The following is an 18,371-nucleotide window of genomic DNA, read 5'->3' on the forward strand; positions in this document are numbered from 1 at the left end:
GTTGATAATCGATTTTCCCCAACGGCGCAGTTGGCGCGCACGGACGGTCATCGGATCGGCTCGTCGCCGACTCTTCCGGGGTGGGCAAGGAAACAATTGTCAGGCTCGGAAATCGGTGCTAACCGTGCCCGTTTCCTGTGGAGCCGCCGCCGGGGCGGATCCGGCGGCGAAGGGACGCGGACCGCATCCGGCCCGGCGCGGTCCCACCCCCTGCTCAAGCCTGGATCACCACCGGAGCAAGCGAGAGCGGACACAAAAAAATGGCCCTGATCAGGTTGTGCACCTGATCAGGGCCATCCGGTGGTAGCGGGGACAGGATTCGAACCTGTGACCTCTGGGTTATGAGCCCAGCGAGCTACCGAGCTGCTCCACCCCGCGTTGGCGGTAACACCACTGTAGCAAGTGGTGTCACCAAAGCCAAATCGGCTGGAACACAAGGATTCCCTGCGCTACCCGGTGGGGCTGGTGGCGGTCGCCGTCGGGGCCGCCGATGTCGTCGAAGGTGTGGTCAGCGATGTGCCGGCCAGCTTCAGGTAGTTGTTCACGGCGTCCTCCAGCGCCTGGCTGGCGGCACCGATCTTGCCCAGATCACCCGATGCCTTGGCCGTGGCCAGGGCCTTGTTGGCCGCGTCCATGGCCGACAACGCCTGGGCCTGGTCGGAGGGGAGGACGACCGGGGTCGACGGACTGCTCGAACTGGACAGGGTGGCCGAGCCGGACGAAGTCGAACTGCCCGACGACGTCCCGGTGCCGGTCCCGGTGATCGGCGTCGGGGCACTGGCCGCCGCCACCTGCAGCGCATCGGCCAGGGTGGTGCCGTAGCCGACCCGGTTGGCGTACCAGACCAGCACCTGCCCCAGCTGCGGCGAGGCACTGGTCGACACGCCCTTGATGTACAGCGGCTCGACGTACAGCAGGCCGTTGTCCGTCGGCAGGGTCAGCAGGTTCCCGTAAATGACCTGGGATCGGCCGCTGGTCTGTCTGGTCGTGACGAAGTTGCTGATCGCCTGGTTCGAGTTGAACGCCTGCTGGATCAGCACCGGCCCGGGTGTCTGCGTGTTCTGCGGTAACTGCAGCACGGTCAGATCACCGTAGGTCTTCGGATCGCTGCTGGCCGAGACGAACGCGGCCATGAACTGACGCTGATAGATGGTCAGCGCACTGGTCAGCTGGAAGCTGGTGCTCGTCTGGCCGGGCAGCGCGATCTGCTGGTAGTACGGCGGCTGGGCCGCCGTGTTGCCGGCCTCCGTCGGATCGGCCGGGACATCCCAGTAGTTGGAGTTCTGGAAGAAGTCGACCGGCGAGTCCACGTGGTACTGGGTCAACAGCTTGCGTTGGATCTCGAACAAGTCCTGCGGGTAGCGGAAGTGGGCGCGCAGGTCGGTACTGATGTCCGAGCTGGGCTTGATCAGATTGGGGAACACACCTTCCCAGGCCTTCAGGACCGGGTCCGCGTCGTCCACCGAGTAGAGCGTCACGGCGCCGGTGTAGGCGTCCACCGTGGCCTTGACCGAGTTGCGGATGTAGGACACGTCGGTGTTGGCCTGCGCGCCGGTGCCGGTCGTCTGCGAGTTGGTGGTGCTGCTGGCCAGGGAGACGCTCTGCGAATAGGGGTAGTTCTGGGCCGTCGTGTAGGCGTCGACGATCCAGACGATCTTGCCGTCGACCACGGCCGGGTACGGGTTCGAATCGGTGGTCAGGAACGGCGCCGCCTTCCGGACCCGGTCCAGCGGATCACGGTTGTACATGATCTTGGAGTTGCCGTTGATCTCCGAGGAGAACAGGAAGTTCGCCTCGCCGTAGTGGGTGGCGAACACCAACCGGTCGAACAGGTTGTCCAGCTTGACGCCGCCGCTCCCGGCGTAGGTGTACGACGTCGAATCGGTGTCGTACTCGCGGTTGCTGTTGGGGCTGTCGGATCCGACGATCGCATAGGTGGTGGCCTGGCTGCCGTAGTAGATCCGCGGCTGGGTCACCTTGATGGTCCCGGAGTTGGACACGTCGGAGACGTTCCCGCTGAACACCGGGTATCCGTCGGAGCCGACCTGATTGGCCGGGGTCGCGATGAAGCCGTTGCCGTGGGTGTAGACCATGTGTTCCTGGATCCAGTTGGTCTGATCGCCGGTCAGCCCCGCGGTGTTGAGTTCACGGACGGCCACGATGTAGTCCTGGGTCTTGCCCGTCTTCGGGTCGGTGTAGCGGTCGACCGACAGCGGATCGGCGAAGCCGTAGAAGTTCTTCTGCTGCTCGTTCTGGGTGAACGTCGAGGACAGGATGTTCGGGTCCAGCAGCCGAGCGTTCGAGATGGTGGGATTGCCGGTCGCCGTCAGCGGGGTCGAGCTCGTCTCGTCCGAGTAGTTGACGTACTTGACCTTGTCCGAACCGATGTCGTAGGCCGCCCGGGTCGCGGCGATGTTCTTCGCGATGTACGGCGGCTCCTTGGTGATGCCGTTCGGGTTGACCACCACCTGCTGCAGGATGAGGGGCCAGACACCGCCGATCAGCACGCTCGACAGCACCAGCAGGGCCAATGCGATGGCCGGGAGCTTCACGCTCCGCAGGAACGCACCGACGATGAACCCGACGGCGCAGATGGCCGCGATCACCATCAGGATGATCTTGGCCGGGAGCACGGCGTTGACGTCCGTGTAGGACGCGCCGGTGAACTTTCCCCCGCGGTTGGAGAACAGCAGGGCGTACCGGTCGAACCAGTACTGGATCGCCTTGACCAGGACGAACACCCCGACCAGGAGCGAGAGCTGCAGCGAGGCCTGAGACGTGATGCGCCGGCCGGGCCCGGAGAAGCGCAGTCCGCCGTAGAGGTACTGGGTGACCAGGACCGCGAAGAAGCTGAGCGCCGCCAGCGCGAACAGCCAGCTGATGATCATCTGCAGGAAGGGCAGGGTGAAGACGTAGAAGCCGACGTCGTGCCCGAACTGCGGATCGGACTTCCCGAACGACACTGCGTGCAGCCACAGCTGCACCGTCTGCCAGTCCCCCTGGGTGGAGAAGGCACAGATCAGACCGACCAGGATGGAGATGGCGAAGACGAAGGTCTTGGGCCGGCTGCTGACCACGGTCCGGTAGGGGCTCAGCGGATCCACCTCGCCCGACGGCACGAACACCGGCCGGGAGCGGTAGGCCGTGTTGAGGGCCAGGAACACCACTCCCCCCGCACCGATCCCGCCGATCAGGAACAACACGATCTTGCTGACGATTTCGGTCGTCCAGACCTGCCGGTATCCGACCTCGCCGAACCAGAGCCAGTCGACGAACACACCGACGAACTGGAACCACAGAATGGCCAGCACGACGAGCGCGACCAGCGTGATGAGGACTCGTTTGGATCGCTTCGACATGCTCGGCATGCCGATCGGGGGCCGCATGGCCACTACTGGACTCCTTGCGTTCGTGGTGCGGGGCTCTCAACTGCCGGCGGGGACGCCGAAACCCTTCTCGCTTCGGCTGACGCGACCCATGACGGGGGCAACGTTGGATCAACTGTAGGCGGCACATGATGGTTCCCGGGGAGACGGCTGTGCCCGGTGAGCGGATCTGTGCGAACCCGGTGCGTCGCCGGAGCCCGCGCCGTGCCGGGTCGGCCGGGTCCGAGGCCCGATGCCGGCACATCGCCGTCGCGCCGGGATGCAAGGATCACCGGGTGGCTTCCAACAACATTCCGGCCGGATCCGACCCCGTGGATCCGGCTTCGCTCATCCCGCCCGCGCAGGCTCCCTACTGGTGGGAGGACCCCGACCTGGCGGCGGCTGTCGCCGAGGTCGAGGAATTCGTCGGCAGCGCCGGGTGGGATGCCGCTCCGCAGATGTTCGCCCTGGTCCGGACGGCCGATCTGGCGGCCGCCCAACCCGGTCTGGCCGCTGCCCTGGCCGACTCCGGCGTCTTCACCCCCATCGCGCAGGAGGTGCTGCCGCCCGGGGACCTGTCCGAGGCCCTGTCGACGATCTCCTGGCCCGACGAGGTGGCGGGCTGTGTATTGGTGCAGGAGATCGTCGTGCTCCCGCCGTCAGCGGTCGCGACGCGGGCCGAAGGCTCGCCGGAGCGGGCGCAGGACCTGCTGCCGGGTGAGGCCGACGCGGAAGGCTCACCGACCTCGGCCGCGAACACCGCCACGACGCGGGCCGAAGGCTCGTTCCGGGAGAGCAACGATGTCGAGATCACGGCGGAGGAAGCCGCCGCCCACCCGGATCGCGTCGAGGCCCGACTGGCCGCCGGCGTGCTGCGGGACGGCAAGGGCGGAGCCTGCTTGCTGCGGGTACGGGGCAAGGACGACGCGACGCCGCTGCGGGGCGGCGACCTGGCACCGAATCTGCTGCGGGCCCTGCACGCGACCTTCGAGGACTGACCGGGTTCGGCTCAGCAGGACGGCGGAGTGCCGCCGGCGCCCAACGTCTTGAGCGCCTTGACCGCGTCGTCGAGCGTCGCCACCCGGACCAGTTCCAGGCCCTGTGGGACGCGGGTCAGCGCCTCGGCGCAATTGCCCGCGGGCACCAGGAACACGGACGCCCCGGCGTTCTTGGCGGCGATCATCTTGAGCAGGATCCCGCCGATCTCGCCCACCGTGCCCTTGGTGTCATCGACCTCCATCGTCCCGGTGCCGGCGATGAAACGTCCGGCGGTCAGGCCACCCGGGGTCAGCTTGTCCAGGATCCCGAGGGTGAACATCAGGCCGGCCGATGGTCCGCCGATGTTGGCCAGTGAGATGGAGATGGTGAACGGGGCCTTGGGCCGCTCGACGGCGCCGATCCCCAGGAAGCCCTGCTTACCCGCACTTGAGTTGGCCTGGAGCTTGACCTTCGCGTCGACCGACCGGGAACCGCGCAGCACGGTCACCTCGACCGTCTGACCGGGCAGGGTGTTCTTCAGCGCCGCCTGCAGGGAAGCGAAGTCGGTCACCTTGGCCCCGTCCACAGCGGTGATCTGGTCCTGCGGCTCCAGCACCTTGTAGCTGGGCGAGTCCTGGGCAATGGTGCCGACGTACACGACGTTGGGGTACTTCAGATAGCGGAGCGCAGCGATCTCGGCGGCCGACTGCGAATCTTGGAAGTCCTTGGTGTTCTGTTGATTCACCTGGTCGACGGTCTTGTCCGGCGGGTACACCTCGGCCCGCGGGACGACGGCGTAGTCACCGCTCATCCACATGCCGAGCAACCCGAACAGCGGCATGTCGTCGTAGACCGACACGGTGGTCATGTTCAGGTGCCCGGTGCCGTCGGTCTGTTTGACGCTGGCCGGCGCATCACCGCTGAAGCTGATGACCGGTGTACCGCCGACCCGACTGAGCGTGTCGTACGTCACTCCGGGTCCCAGCGCGACATACGGGACGGGCACGGTGGCCCCGACTCCCACGAGCGCCACGCTGAGGGTCGAGCCGACGATCAAGGCGCGAGCGCGGATCGACAATGACGAGAACCAGGACATGCGGATGACAATAAGTGCTCGACGTGAGGATCTTGTCGGCCCGAACCCCGACCCGGCGGCCGGCCGGTCAGGGTTCGCCCGGAAATGATTTCGCTCAGGGCGATAGGTCGTTCTCGTCCGGGCTGGCTCACATGTTCACCAGTACCGTGGAGTCATGAGCAACTTCCCGTTCGGCTTCTCCAACTCCGGCGATGACGATCCCGAGCGTTCGGGAAAGCCGGAAGGGCTTCCGGGTGGCCTTCCGCCCGGTTTCGACCTGACCCAACTCGGTTCGATGCTGTCCCAGCTCGGGCAGATGATGTCGAACGCGACGCCGTCCACCGGTCCGGTCAACTACGACCTGGCCAAGCAGATGGCCTTGTCCCAGGTGCCGCAGACCCACCCGGCGTCCTCCATCGACGTGAAGCAGGTGAGCGACGCCATCGCTCTGGCCGAGGTGTGGCTGGACGGCGCCACGTCGCTGCCGGCCGGCGTGCGGCATTCGACCGCCTGGACCCCGAAGCAGTGGATCGAGGCGACGATGCCGATGTGGGAGAAACTGTGCTCCCCCATCGCCGACCGGGTGTCCTCGGCCTGGCTGGAGAACCTGCCCGAGCAGGCTCGCGAACAGGCCGGCCCGCTGCTGGCGATGATGGGCTCGATGGGCGGCATGGCGTTCGGGTCGCAACTGGGCCAGGGTTTGGCCCAGCTGGCGGTCGAGGTTCTCACGTCGACCGACATCGGTCTGCCGCTCGGCCCCGAGGGCACGGCGGCGCTGCTGCCCTTGGCCGTCTCCGAGTTCGGCAAGGGCCTCGACCTCCCGGAGGATCAGGTCCGCCTCTACCTCGCCGCGCGCGAAGCCGCTCATCACCGGTTGTACGCCGGGGTGCCGTGGCTCAGGGATCGCGTGATGACGCTCATCGCGAACTTCGCTGGGGCCATCTCGATCGATTTCTCCGCGGTCGAGGACCTGGCCGCCACCATGGACATGTCGAACCCGGCCGGCATCGAGGCCGCGCTGAGCAGCGGCATGTTCGAGCCGAAGGTGACCGAGAGCCAGCAGGCCGCCATGGCCAGCCTGGAGACGGTGCTGGCGTTGGTCGAGGGCTGGGTCGACACGGTCGTCGCCGACGCCGTCGGCGACCGCCTCCCGGGCGCGGCGGCCCTGCAGGAGACGCTGCGTCGGCGGCGGGCCACCGGTGGCCCCGCGGAGCAGACCTTCGCCACCCTGATCGGGCTGGAGCTCCGACCCCGCCGGCTGCGCGCGGCCGCCGACCTGTGGCGAGCGCTGGAGGACTCCCGCGGAGTCGACGCGCGCGATGCCCTGTGGTCGCACCCTGACCTGCTGCCGTCGAGCGCGGACTTGGACGATCCGAAGGGATTCGTCGAGCGGGACAAGCAATTCGCCGATCTGCTGTCCGGTCTCGAGGACATCGACACCAGCGAACTGGACGGACCCGGCGACGAACCGCAGGACAAGCCCAAAGAGGTCTGAGACCACCTCACCGAACGCAATGCCGCCCCACCTCCGAACCGGGGGTGGGGCGGCCTTTTTTCGGTGCGTCAGACGGCGCTGGACGGCTGCCAGAGATTGATTCCCGACTCGACGGCGTGGCGATTGATCAGTTCCAGCTCTTCGGGAGCGAAGGCCGGGCCGTCGACGGCGCCGATGTTGTCCTCCAACTGCTGTACCGATGACGCCCCGACCAGCACGGACGTCACCCGGCTGTCGCGCAGCGCCCAGGCCAGTGCCATCTGGGCCAGGCTCTGGCCCCGCCCGGAGGCGATCTCGGCCAACGCCCGGATGTGGTGCAGCGCGGTGTCGGTGAGCAGGTCCTTGGACAGCGAGCCCGGCCGCGACGCCCGTGAGCCCTCCGGCACCCCGCCGAGATAGCGGTCGGTGAGCATGCCCTGGGCCAGCGGCGAGAATGCGATGCAGCCGACGCCGGTCTCGGCCAGGGTGTCCAGCAGGCCGTCCTCGATCCACCGGTTGAACATCGAGTACGACGGCTGGTGGATCAGCAGGGGCGTACCCATGTCGGCCAGGATCGCGGCGGCCCGCCGGGTCCGTTCCGGCGAGTACGAAGAGATCCCCGCGTACAGGGCCCGGCCCGACGTGACCGCGGTGTGCAGGGCACCCATGGTCTCCTCCAGCGGCGTGTCGGGGTCGGCCCGGTGGGAGTAGAAGATGTCGACGTAGTCCAGGCCCATCCGGGCCAAGGACTGGTCGAGCGAGGCGAGCAGGTACTTGCGGGACCCGAAGTTCCCGTAGGGACCCGGCCACATGTCGTAGCCGGCCTTGGTGGAGATCACCAGTTCGTCGCGGTAGGGCCGGAAATCGTCGGCCAGGTGACGACCGAAATTCGTCTCGGCACTGCCGTAGGGCGGACCGTAGTTGTTGGCCAGGTCGAAGTGATTGACGCCGAGATCGAAGGCGCGGCGCAGGATCTCCCGCTGCGTGGCGAACGAACTGGTATCGCCGAAGTTCTGCCAGAGACCGAGCGAAACGCTCGGCAGAACCAGGCCGCTGTGGCCCACTCGGCGATATGGTTGGCGGTCGTAACGGGCATCTGCGGCCGTGAAAGTCATGCCCTCATGGTCGCATCACGTCGGTTGGCGCACCCCGTCACCCCCCGGAAAGGCGTGGTCGATTTGTCGCCTTTCTCGCCCCGCCCGGTCGCGGAGCGTTCGCCCTGGCGGTCCCCGACGATGCTGACGCGTCCCTGGAATACCCGGCAGACCGCCGACCTGCGGGTACGGTTGGCCACGGTTCCGGGTCGCTGATCCGGGTTGACATGTCCGACCGGCGGCACAGCCGCCCGGCGGCCTGATGAGAGGAACAAGGCTGATGGCCGACACCTACAACGGCTACTGCGTGAAGTGCAAGGAGAAGCGGGACTTCGAAGGTGAGGTCCACGAGACCAACGGGCGTCGCATGGCCAAGGGCACCTGCCCGGTCTGTGGCACCAAGATGAACCGGATCCTCGGCAAGGCCTGATCGGCAGGGTGACGCCGGGCCGCGGCGCGGCCCGGCGTCGTTCGGCGCGGGCTCGCCACCGCCGGCCACCCGGTCCCGGCCTGTGGACAACGCCGTCGCGGCGGCCGCGCTGCATGCGACGCTGATCGCATGCGGGTGGGCGTGCGTGAAGAGGGGCCGGGGTGAGTGTCCCCACGTCGCGCGCGATCGATCTGACCGGCGTCTACACCATGATCAGCGGCCTGCCGGTTCTTCACCGCGATCCGGACAGCGTTCAGATCGGCAGCGAACCGCCCCACTGCCTGGTGCTGCACCACGCGCCACCGGAAGCCGCTTCGATCCTGCGGCGCCTGAACGGAACCGCACCGGTCGGGGCGGTCCTGCGCGATCACGACGCGGACCCCGTGCCGTGGCGCGAGGTGCTGAGTCAGTTGCTGGACGCCCATCTGCTCGTCCCGGCCCACCAGTGGAGGTTCTCCGGGGTGACGGCCGGCGCGTTCCTGGAACCCGAGCGCGACAGCCTGGTGCACCCGTTCGGTATCCCGGCCGCCCGCCGGGCGTTGCAGGCCCGCCAGGACGCGATCGTGGTGGTCCGCGGAACCGGGCGGGTCGCCACCGCCGTCGCCACCTCACTGGCCGCGGCCGGTGTCGGGCATGTGCACCAGCAGCCGGACCGCGCGCTGCGCCTGGCCGACCTGGCCGACCTGGCCGCCGGCACCGCGACGACCGGACCGAGGGACGGCCGCATCGGGTCCCCGACGGCCGGCGACACCGCGATCCTGGCCGCCAACCTGCGGCGATCGGCGCCCGGCGTCCGGGTCAACGCACCGGCTCCGCACCATCGCCTGACGTTGGTCGTGCTGGCCGGTGACGGGCCCCCCTCCCCCTCGTTGGCCGCTGAACTCACCGCGTCCCGACTTCCGCACCTGGCGGTGACGGCCGGGCTGACCACCGCGGCCGTCGGACCATTCGTCCTCCCCGGCCGATCGAGCTGCCTGGCCTGTGTCCTGCGCCGCCGGTCCGAGATCGACCACTTCCGCGGCACCCTCGAGGAGGAGCTCCGGCACGAGATCCGGGTCCCGGCGATCCAACTGGCCGCGGCCGCCGCATCGATCGCCGCGGCCGACGCGTTGTCGCACATCGACGGGACGACGAAGCCGGCCACGCTGGACGGGACCATCGAATGGATGCTGGGCGATCTGGCGCCCCGACGCCGTTCCTGGGAGGTGCACCCGGACTGCGGATGCTCCGCCTGAGCAGTCCGCCAACCGTCCACCAAGGGGTCGGCGTCGACCCCAACGGTGGTTCTTGGCCCGATTCGGCGTCATATCGAGCCCACCGGCACGATTCCGGCCGAGCCCACGCGCGCGTCAGACACAATGGGACGGTGTCCGAAATCCCCCGTGGTGCCCTGAACCGAACCGCCCGCCTGGCGAGCCTGCCCCTGTCCGCGGCGGGACGGGTCACCCTGGGCTGGGGGCAGCGGTTGATCGGACGCGACCGGGACGATGTCTCGGCCGAGATCCAGCGCCGGACGGCCGAGCAGGTCTTCGAGGTGCTGGGCACGCTCAAGGGCGGCGCGATGAAGTTCGGGCAGGCGTTGAGCGTCTACGAAGCCGGGATCCCCGACGAGTACGCCGAGCCCTACCGGGAGGCGCTGGCGAAGCTGCAGAACGCCGCGCCGGCCATGCCCGCCTCCACCGTCCGCCGGTTGATGGCCGAGCAACTCGGCACCGGGTGGCGTGATCGCTTCCTCCAGTTCGACGAGGAGGCCGCCGCCGCGGCGAGCATCGGGCAGGTGCACCGGGCGACCTGGCACGACGGCCGCGAGGTGGCGGTGAAGCTCCAGTACCCGGGCGCGGCGGCCGCCCTCAAGGCCGACATGGATCAGCTCAACCGCCTCGCCCCGGTATTCGGGTTGATGGTGCCCGGGATGCAGATGCGCCCGCTGCTGGCCGAGATCCGTGAGCGCGTGATGGAAGAATTGGACTACGCCGCCGAGGCGGCGAACCAGCGGGCGTTCGCCCGTGGGTTCGCCGACGACCCCGACTTCCTCGTCCCGAAGGTGCTGGCCAGTGCACCCAAGGTGATCGTGTCCGAATGGGTCGACGGAACGGGCCTCGGCAAGATCATCACCTCGGGCACGGTCGAGCAACGCAACCGGGCCGGGCTGCTGCTGACCCTGCTGCACTTCTCCGCTCCGGAGCGGGTGGGTCTGCTCCACGCCGACCCGCATCCGGGCAACTATCTGCTCACCGCCGACGGCCGGATGGGCGTCATCGACTTCGGCTCCATCGCGCGGCTGCCGGGCGGCTCACCGCCCATCATCGGGAAGCTGTCGCGACTGGCCCTGGACGGCAACGCGGACGACGTCCTGGCCGGGCTGCGGGCCGAGGGTTTCATTCTGGACGGCTTCGACCCCGATCCGGAGGCGCTGCTGGACTACCTGGCTCCGTTCGCCGAGCCGTTGCGGCACAAGACTTTCCATTTCTCGCGCAAGTGGATGCAAGCCCAGGCCGCGCGCATGTCGAACCTGTCGAGCGAAGAGGCCAAACTGGCCCGGCACATCAACCTGCCGCCGTCCTACCTGATGATCCACCGCGTCACCTTCGGCTCGATCGGCGTGCTGTGCCAACTCGACGCCACCGCACCGTTCCGCGCCATCGTCGCCCAGTGGCAGCCCGGTTTCGACGACGAGGACGACCTGGACGAGGGCGCCGCGACCGATACGGAGTAGGCGATCTACCACCATTCCTGATTCAGCTTGGCCTCGACCGATCTGAGGTTCTCGCGTGCGCAGCGATCGCAGAACCACACGCCGCCGCGACGCCGATCCATCTCGAACATCCAGCTGAGCGGCGGGCCGGCCGCGGTGGTTCCGCACCGGGCGCACGCCGTGACGGGCAGATCCGGGTCGGGTGTCGTCGAGTCGGGCACGGCCATCGGCGAAGAATACCCACCGGAAATGCAGAGGCCACAAAACGGCCGAGAGGTCGCATGCGGCGACTTCTCGGCCGTTCCGTGGAAACGATGTACTCCCGTGCCGTCAGGAGCTGCGGTGGCGGCTCTGACGATCGCGGGTACGCAGTCGGTCGGCCGCTCGGCTGAGCTCGGCGTCCCGCTGCGTCCGACGCATTCGGTCGCGCACCAGATTTTCGATCATGAGATTCATTTTGAGCACCTTAGAAAGGGGTCCGGCTGTTTCCGGCCGGACAGAAGCGTTGCGAGACAGGTGATCCCGCGCACAGATGGGGTCAGTGATGGTCATGCGGCGACCTTGCGCGGCCGGCCCCGGGGCCGCTTGCGGGCGATGACGACGCCCTGGTCGAAGATCTCGCCACCCCAGACTCCCCAGGGTTCGGCGCGCTCCAGCGCGGCCGCCAGACAGGCCGCCCGCGCCGGGCAATCGGCGCAGAGGGCCTTCGCCCGTTCCAGGTCGTCGGGGCGCTCGGCGAAGAACAGGTCCGGATCGCCGGTGTGACACGGCAGTCCTTCACCGAGAGTCGGATCGACGAGCGGGTCCGATTCGTGGTCGAGAAGCAGGCTGATCAAGGTTCTCTCACCTCCGGGTTGAGAAGAGTTGTGTGTTCGAGGCCGGATGGCCCCACACAGATCTGGGGGTCGGCATCGGCCGGGATACACAACGGCCGCGGAATGCGACCCTGAAGGTCGGATTCCGCGGCCGGAGGCGAGCGTTGAGCTGGATTCTACCTCAGCTGCTCATCCCCGGCCGGACGCAGAGTGCCCTCCGGCGTAGCCGACGGGTGTCCCGCGAAATCCGGGACGCCGACGACACGCATGCGGGCAACGCCGCTGTCCGCGACAGCGGCGGTACCGAACTGGTTCTGGATGTAGTCATTCACGGTCCGGCACCTCCTTCTGTAGCGGTCTCGTCCCGGGCGGGGAGAGGCGGTTCAACTGGGAACGAGGACGACCATATGCGCCCCTACACCGGCCGCGCAACCGATTAAACAAGAACTTCTGAGATTTCTTTCGGCCCCGCCCAGCCGTCGCCGAAGAACCTGCGCCGAGCCGGTGGAGTCAGCGCGTGGCGGAGACGATGCCGATCACGTCGGCGCCGTAGGCGTCCAGCTTCGTCCGCCCGATCCCCGGAATGGCCAGCAGCGCAGCATCATCGGTGGGACGTCGTTCGGCGATGGCCAGCAACGTGGCGTCGGAGAAGACCACGTAGGCCGGCACCGACGCCTGGCTGGAGGTCGTCTTCCGCCAGTCGCGCAGGGCGTCGACCAATTCCGGGTCGGCGGTCGACGGACAGTTGTCGCACCGGCCGATCTTGAGTTCCGCGGGTGTGCTCAGCGGTCCGCCGCACATCCGGCAACGCCCGGCCGGGCGGTTGCGGGAGACCGGGGCCGACTCGGGGGCGAGGCCGGTCAGGAACCGGCTCCGCTTGCGTCCGCGCCGGCCGCCCTCGGTCCGGGACAGGGCCCAGGAAATGGCCAGACGCGTCCGGGCCCTGGTCACTCCGACGTAGAACAGCCGCCGTTCCTCCTCGACCTCGTCCGGGGTCTCGGCGTGCTGGATGGGCAAGGTTCCGTCGGTCAGCCCGACCAGGAACACGGCGTCCCACTCCAGACCTTTGGCGGCGTGCAGCGACGCCAGGGTCACTCCTTCGACAGTCGGTGCGTGCTGGGCATCCGAGCGTTGGTCCAGCTCGGCGACCAGGGTGGCCAGGGTGGCGTCCGGCGTGGCGTCGGCCAGTTCCTCGGCCACCCCGACCAGGGCCAGCAGCGAATCCCACTGATCGCGCAGGGCGCCCGCCGGTGGCGGTTCCTCGGTCAGACCGACCGGGTTGAGCAGCTGACGCACGGCCGGGACCAGCGGGACGTCCACGTTCAGGTTGGCCCCCTGGCGTAGCGCGATGATCGCCTTGCGCACCTCGGGACGGGCGAAGAACCGCTCGCCGCCGCGGATCACGTAGGGCACCGACGCGTCGGAGAGCGCCTTCTCGTAGACCTCCGACTGGGCGTTGATGCGGTAGAGAATGGCGATGCCCGACGGCGGCGTGCCGCCCTGGATCAGGATCGATGCCTTCTGGGCGACGGCTCTGGCCTCGGCCGGTTCGTCCGGGTACTCGTCGAACGACGCGGCCGGACCGTCGGGCAGTACGGCGACCAGTTTCAGGCGGAGCCGCGCCGCCTTGCCCTGCGCGCCGGCGATGATGCGGTTGGCCAACGTCACCACCTGCGGGGTGGAACGGTAGTCACGCTCCAGCCGGACAACGGTGGCGTGCGGGTATCGACGATCGAAGTCCAGCAGGTTGGCCGGGGAGGCCCCGGCGAAGGAGTAGATGGTCTGGTTCGCGTCGCCGACCACGGTGAGCTGGTCGCGGCCACCGAGCCAGGCGTCGAGCATCCGCTGCTGCAGCGGCGTCACGTCCTGGTACTCGTCGACGACGAAACAGCGGTAGCGCGACCGGAACTCGCGGGCCACGTCCTCGTCGGATTCCAGAATGGCGCAGGTCTGCAGCAACAGGTCGTCGAAATCCAGCTGTTCGGCCTCGTTCTTGGCCCGTTCGTAACCGCCGAACACCTTCACCACGGTGGCCGCCGCCACCGGCGTGTCCCGGTGGTGCCGGGCCACGGCCGCCAGATAGTCGTCGGGGCCGATGAGCGAGGCCTTGGCCCACTCGATCTCACTGGCCAGGTCCCGCAGGGTGGCCGCGTCGGTGCCGGCGCCGGCCCGCTTGGCGGCCATCGCCACCAGGCGCAGCTTGTGCTCGAGCACGGGCCACAACTGGCCGCCGACGGCCTTGGGCCAGAAGTACTTGAGTTGTTTGAGAGCGGCCGAGTGGAACGTCCGCGCCTGCACCCCCGGCACGCCGAGATTGCGCAGCCGGAGCCGCATCTCGCCGGCCGCCCGGGTGGTGAAGGTGACGGCCAGGATCTCGCTGACCGGATGGGAGCCGTCCTGCACCAGGTGGGCGATGCGATGGGTAATCGTCCTGGTCTTGCCGGTGCCGGCCCCGGCGAGAACGCAGACCGGCCCGCTGGGGGCGAGCACGGCGGCTCGTTGCCCGTCGTCGAGCCCGGCCAGCAGATCCACTGTCACTCATCCATTTTCGCACGGGTGTACGACGTGAGGAAATCCTCCGCGCCGGATGTGGACAATTTCTCTCCGCTGCGTGGGGATCGATCAGTCGAGCGCCGCCCAGCCCTCCACCATGCGCCGGGCGATCGAGATGCCAGGAGGCAGGATGAAGCCGTCCGAGCTACCGCCGTTCGCCAGCATCCGCCGGACCGTGGCCCGATCGACCCAGTGCGCCGCCTCGATCTCGTCGACCCGCGGATTCAGGGCCGCGCCGACCTCGGCCCGCGCCGCGAATCCGACCATCAGCGACCGGGGGAACGGCCAGGGCTGAGATCCGAGGTAGCCGATATCGGTGACGGTGACGCCGATCTCTTCCCCGATCTCCCGGGTGACCGTGCCCTCCAGCGACTCCCCCGCCTCGGTGAAACCGGCCAGCACGGAGACCCGCCCCGGTGGCCAGCTGGGCTGGCGGGCCAGCACCATGCGATCGGCCCCGTCGTGCACCAGCACGATGACGGCCGGGTCGGTGCGCGGGAACTCCTGGTGCCCGTTCGAGCAGATCCGCGACCAGCCGGCCGTCTCGGGAGCGCTGGGTTCTCCGCAGCGCGGGCAGAAACCCCCGGCCCGGTGCCAGTTCAGGACGGCCACGGCCGCCGTCATCAGGCCGGCGTCGGTGTCCGAGAGCAGCCCACCGACCTCCCGAAGGGTCGACGGATCGGGCTGACCGGCGAACGACCAGAGTTCCCCGCCGACCGACACCTCGCCGGCGACGGCCCAGTAGTCGACCGGCCCGGATTCGGGGTCGGCGACCGTCCCCAGCAGGACCGCCTCGGCCGGGGGCACGTCCCCGAAATCGGTCGCCGGGCGGTGGTCAAGGGCCACCCGGCCGTCGACCTCACGGATCGGCGTACGCCCGTTCTCGTCCATGGTGATCATCCGGGCCTGCGGCCAGGCGGCCACCGTACGGGCCGGGTCTCGCAGGTCCTCCGAGCGATCGGCCGACGCCCGTGACAGCACCGGCATGGCGATCGGGAATCCGTGGGTACCGCCGGCCAGTACAGGTTCGGTCCTCACAGCTCCACGCCGCCGAGAGCGGTCAACGACGAACCGATCACCTCGAGGTCACCGACCACCACGCCGGTGTAACCGGTCGGCGCGAGCAGCGTTCCGGCCACCCGCGTCACGTCGTCGACGGTAACCGCCGACAACCGCGCCGGATGTTCCCTGACCCAGTCGACGTCGAGGCCCAGACCGGCCAGGGAGGACAACGTCGACGCGTAGCCGGCCTGGGTGGCCAGGGAGGTCGCCAGGGTGCCGAGCGCGTAGTTGCGGGCCGATTCGACCTCCTTCGGCTCCGGCGGGTTCAGGGCCAGCCGGCCCAGTTCGTACCGCGCCTCGAGCAGCGCCGCCGCCGTCGACGGGGTGGTGGTGTCGAAGCTGACCGTCACGGCGGCCCGGGCCGGCCAGAACTCGAAGCTGGAATGTGCGCTGTAGGTGTAACCCTTGTCCTCGCGGATGTTCTCGACCAGCCGGGAGGAGAAGTACCCGCCGTAGATCAGGTTGGCCAGCTGGCCCGCCGCGTAGTCCGGATCGGTCCGTTCCAGGGCCGCCGCCGAGAGCCGGACCTGGGACTGGACGGCCCCGTCGCGGTGGAAGGCCTTGACCGCTCCTCCGACGACGGCGTGCGGGCTGGACAGCGGCTGCGCCGTACCGGGAGCGCTCCATCGGCTCAGTGCCACCTCGACCAGCGTCAGTGCCCGATCGGGCTCGATGTCGCCCACCAGCACCAGGGTGGAGCCGGCCGGTAGCAGGGCCTTCTGCTGGAGCGAACGCAACGCGGCGACTCCGACGGTGGCCACCACGGCCGGGTCGGGCATTTCCCGGGTGGCCGGGTGGTTCCCGAAGCGGCGGGTCTGCAGGTGGGCCCGGGCCACGACCGACGGCTGGCTGGCCGCGATGGCCAGGTGTTCGACCAGACGGTCGCGTTCGCCGAGGACGTCGTGCCGGCGAAAGGCCGGCTCCACCAATGACTCGGCGAGGACGTCGAGCAACACCGGCAGTCCGGTCGACAGCACCGAACCGGTCACCGCGAGGCGCTGCGGGTCGACCGAGCAATCGAGATGCCCCCCGACCACGGCCAGCTCGGCGTCCACCTGCTCCCGCGTCCGGGAACCGGTGCCCAGCAACAGAGTCGCGGCCAGCACCTCGGCGCGTGCACTGTGCGCGGCGGTGCTCCCGCCGAACGGGACCCGCAACCGCACCTCGACCAGCGGTGTGCCGGGCTTGCGGACGGCGATCACCCGCAGCCCGTTGTCGATCGTCCTGGTCAACAGCTCCGGGTGCGATGCCGTCCTGGCGGTGGAGAGTTCGGGCACCGGCCGCGGGCCGACGGAGGTCACCGCAATCTGTTCCGCGGTCCGGCCCGCCACGAATGCCGGCGTGGCTCCGCCCTTCTTCTTCGACCCTCCGGGGGTGCCGGTGGATGCCGCCGCCTTCTTGCCCGAGGTGGCCGAGGTGGCGCCCTTCTTGCCGGTCTTGGTCTTGTTGCTCACGGACTTGCCGGCTCCCGACTTGGTGGAATTCTGCTTGTGCGTGGCCTTCTTCGTTTCGGCCATCATTCGCCGGCCGCGGGGGTGATGGTCAGCACGGCGCCGACGGCCGGGTCGAGAGACTTCGCCGCGGAGGCGATCTCCTCGACGGAGATCTGCGCCATGATGCCCGGGATCTCGCCGAGCAACTCGGCCCGCCCGTGCAGCAACTCGAGTGAGCCGATGGAGCGGGTGCGGGCGCTGATGCTGTCGTTCTCGCGGTACAGCCCGGCGGTGAACCGGGCGATCGCGCTCGCACGTTCCCGTTCCGTCGGCCCGGTGTCGGCCAGCAGGGCGATCTGGGCCGCGGCGGCCTCGATGACGCGGTCGGCCGGCACCTCGGCCGCATGGACAGCGCCGAGTACGAAGACGTCCGGATCCCGGGCGTCGAGGGGTCCGCCCATCAGGCCGGGGCCGGCCCAGATCTCGGTGGCCAGACCCGCTTCGGCGATCACGGCCGACTGCAGACGGGACGACTCCCCTTCCGAGAGGACCTGGCCGAGCAACACGTGGGCGAGGTAACCGGGGAGGTCGGCCACCGGATCGGGAAGGCGCCAGCCGACCGCGAAGGCCGGCGCCGGGGCCAGCCGGTCGATCTTCTCGGCCCGACGGCCGGTGGTCGGCCACGGCTCGGCGAAGGACGGGCGCACCGGGGCCGGACGGTACGGGACGTCGTCGAAGTGGCGGTGGATCAGATCGGTGGCGCGCGGCACCTCGAAGTCACCGCAGACGGTGAGTACGGCGTTGGCCGGGGTGTAGAAGCGCTCGAAGAAGTCGGCGCAGTCCTCCACGGTGGCCGCGTTGAGGTCGACGAAGTCGCCGTAACCGTTGTGCGCGTTGGCGAACGTGTCGAACAGCACCGGCGGCAGGTCGATCCAGGGGAATCCACCGTACGGCCGGTTCAGGACGTTGAGCCGGATCTCCTCGCTGACCACGTCGACCTGATTGGCCAGGTTCTCGGCGGTGATCCGCGGGGCCCGCATGCGATCGGCCTCCAGGAACAGGCCGCGCTCCAGCGCGGCCGCCGGGAGCACTTCGAAGTAGTCGGTGTAGTCGGTGTGGGTCGACCCGTTGAAGATTCCACCTGACGACTGGACCAGGCGGAAGTGCTCGAGCTTGGGCAGGGACTCGCTGCCCTGGAACATCAGGTGCTCGAACAGGTGCGCGAAACCGGTGCGGCCCTTGGGCTCGGACCGGAACCCGACGTCGTAGTGGACGGCCACACCGACGACTCCGCTGCTGGTGTCGGGGGCGAGCACCACTCGCAGACCATTGGCCAAGGTGAACCGTCGGACGGGGTAGTCGGCGCCGGGAACGATTCCGGCGGCCGGGGTCGCCGT

Annotated in this window: 16 protein-coding genes and 1 tRNA gene; 5 read left to right on the forward strand and 12 right to left on the reverse strand. The window is 68.9% G+C overall.

What is annotated here, in order from left to right:
* Window positions 1-301 precede the first annotated feature (301 nt).
* Window positions 302-378, reverse strand: a tRNA-Met gene (locus BLS97_RS00765).
* A gap of 71 nt (window positions 379-449) precedes the next feature.
* On the reverse strand, window positions 450-3,386 hold the full coding sequence (locus BLS97_RS00770; protein WP_231988483.1) for a UPF0182 family membrane protein: 2,937 nt from the start codon (window positions 3,384-3,386) through the stop codon (window positions 450-452).
* Window positions 3,387-3,661: 275 nt separating this feature from the next.
* Between BLS97_RS00770 and BLS97_RS00775 the strand changes: the two genes are divergently transcribed.
* The gene (locus tag BLS97_RS00775) at window positions 3,662-4,363 is read left to right on the forward strand and encodes a PPA1309 family protein (protein ID WP_231988279.1); all 702 of its coding nucleotides are present in this window, start codon (window positions 3,662-3,664) and stop codon (window positions 4,361-4,363) included.
* 11 nt (window positions 4,364-4,374) lie between these two features.
* Here the strand turns inward: BLS97_RS00775 and BLS97_RS00780 are convergent, their stop codons facing one another.
* Entirely contained in the window at window positions 4,375-5,439 is a 1,065-nt protein-coding gene (locus BLS97_RS00780) for a YlbL family protein (RefSeq protein WP_090474110.1), read from the reverse strand.
* Window positions 5,440-5,593: 154 nt separating this feature from the next.
* Here BLS97_RS00780 and BLS97_RS00785 point away from each other — a divergent pair, with 154 nt between their 5' ends.
* Window positions 5,594-6,913, forward strand: coding sequence for a zinc-dependent metalloprotease (locus BLS97_RS00785; protein ID WP_090474111.1), 1,320 nt, complete (start codon window positions 5,594-5,596; stop codon window positions 6,911-6,913).
* Window positions 6,914-6,981: 68 nt separating this feature from the next.
* Here BLS97_RS00785 and mgrA read toward each other — a convergent pair whose 3' ends face one another.
* Complete coding sequence (mgrA, locus tag BLS97_RS00790) at window positions 6,982-8,007, reverse strand: L-glyceraldehyde 3-phosphate reductase (RefSeq protein ID WP_090474112.1); 1,026 nt, start codon at window positions 8,005-8,007, stop codon at window positions 6,982-6,984.
* Between the two features lie 259 nt (window positions 8,008-8,266).
* Here mgrA and BLS97_RS23170 point away from each other — a divergent pair, with 259 nt between their 5' ends.
* The 3 genes from BLS97_RS23170 (at window position 8,267) to BLS97_RS00800 (ending at window position 11,132) form a co-directional block, all read left to right on the forward strand.
* Window positions 8,267-8,416 (forward strand): DUF5679 domain-containing protein, encoded by a 150-nt coding sequence (locus BLS97_RS23170; protein ID WP_172832188.1) that lies wholly within the window; start codon window positions 8,267-8,269, stop codon window positions 8,414-8,416.
* 161 nt (window positions 8,417-8,577) lie between these two features.
* The gene (locus tag BLS97_RS00795; protein ID WP_090474113.1) at window positions 8,578-9,651 is read left to right on the forward strand and encodes a hypothetical protein; all 1,074 of its coding nucleotides are present in this window, start codon (window positions 8,578-8,580) and stop codon (window positions 9,649-9,651) included.
* 131 nt (window positions 9,652-9,782) lie between these two features.
* Window positions 9,783-11,132, forward strand: coding sequence for an ABC1 kinase family protein (locus BLS97_RS00800; protein ID WP_090474114.1), 1,350 nt, complete (start codon window positions 9,783-9,785; stop codon window positions 11,130-11,132).
* Window positions 11,133-11,137: 5 nt separating this feature from the next.
* Here the strand turns inward: BLS97_RS00800 and BLS97_RS00805 are convergent, their stop codons facing one another.
* The 8 genes from BLS97_RS00805 to BLS97_RS00830 form a co-directional block, all read right to left on the reverse strand.
* A complete protein-coding gene (locus BLS97_RS00805) occupies window positions 11,138-11,338 on the reverse strand; it encodes a hypothetical protein (RefSeq protein WP_090474115.1) in 201 nt (66 codons plus the stop codon).
* A 103-nt stretch (window positions 11,339-11,441) separates the two neighbouring features.
* Complete coding sequence (locus BLS97_RS24095; RefSeq protein WP_269457480.1) at window positions 11,442-11,567, reverse strand: hypothetical protein; 126 nt, start codon at window positions 11,565-11,567, stop codon at window positions 11,442-11,444.
* Window positions 11,568-11,659: 92 nt separating this feature from the next.
* Window positions 11,660-11,944, reverse strand: a complete 285-nt coding sequence (locus tag BLS97_RS00810) for a WhiB family transcriptional regulator (RefSeq protein ID WP_090480949.1) — start codon at window positions 11,942-11,944, stop codon at window positions 11,660-11,662.
* 158 nt (window positions 11,945-12,102) lie between these two features.
* On the reverse strand, window positions 12,103-12,258 hold the full coding sequence (locus tag BLS97_RS22555) for a hypothetical protein (protein WP_157695096.1): 156 nt from the start codon (window positions 12,256-12,258) through the stop codon (window positions 12,103-12,105).
* Between the two features lie 178 nt (window positions 12,259-12,436).
* Window positions 12,437-14,458, reverse strand: a complete 2,022-nt coding sequence (locus BLS97_RS00815; RefSeq protein ID WP_090474116.1) for an ATP-dependent DNA helicase UvrD2 — start codon at window positions 14,456-14,458, stop codon at window positions 12,437-12,439.
* A 90-nt stretch (window positions 14,459-14,548) separates the two neighbouring features.
* The gene (nudC, locus tag BLS97_RS00820) at window positions 14,549-15,466 is read right to left on the reverse strand and encodes an NAD(+) diphosphatase (RefSeq protein ID WP_090480952.1); all 918 of its coding nucleotides are present in this window, start codon (window positions 15,464-15,466) and stop codon (window positions 14,549-14,551) included.
* Between the two features lie 47 nt (window positions 15,467-15,513).
* A complete protein-coding gene (locus BLS97_RS00825) occupies window positions 15,514-17,058 on the reverse strand; it encodes a M16 family metallopeptidase (RefSeq protein WP_090474117.1) in 1,545 nt (514 codons plus the stop codon).
* The gene (locus BLS97_RS00830; protein ID WP_407938034.1) at window positions 17,058-18,350 is read right to left on the reverse strand and encodes a M16 family metallopeptidase; all 1,293 of its coding nucleotides are present in this window, start codon (window positions 18,348-18,350) and stop codon (window positions 17,058-17,060) included. Before BLS97_RS00830 ends, BLS97_RS00825 begins: the two co-directional genes overlap by 1 nt.
* Window positions 18,351-18,371 lie beyond the last annotated feature (21 nt).

The organism is Nakamurella panacisegetis (assembly GCF_900104535.1).
Lineage (GTDB): Bacteria > Actinomycetota > Actinomycetes > Mycobacteriales > Nakamurellaceae > Nakamurella > Nakamurella panacisegetis.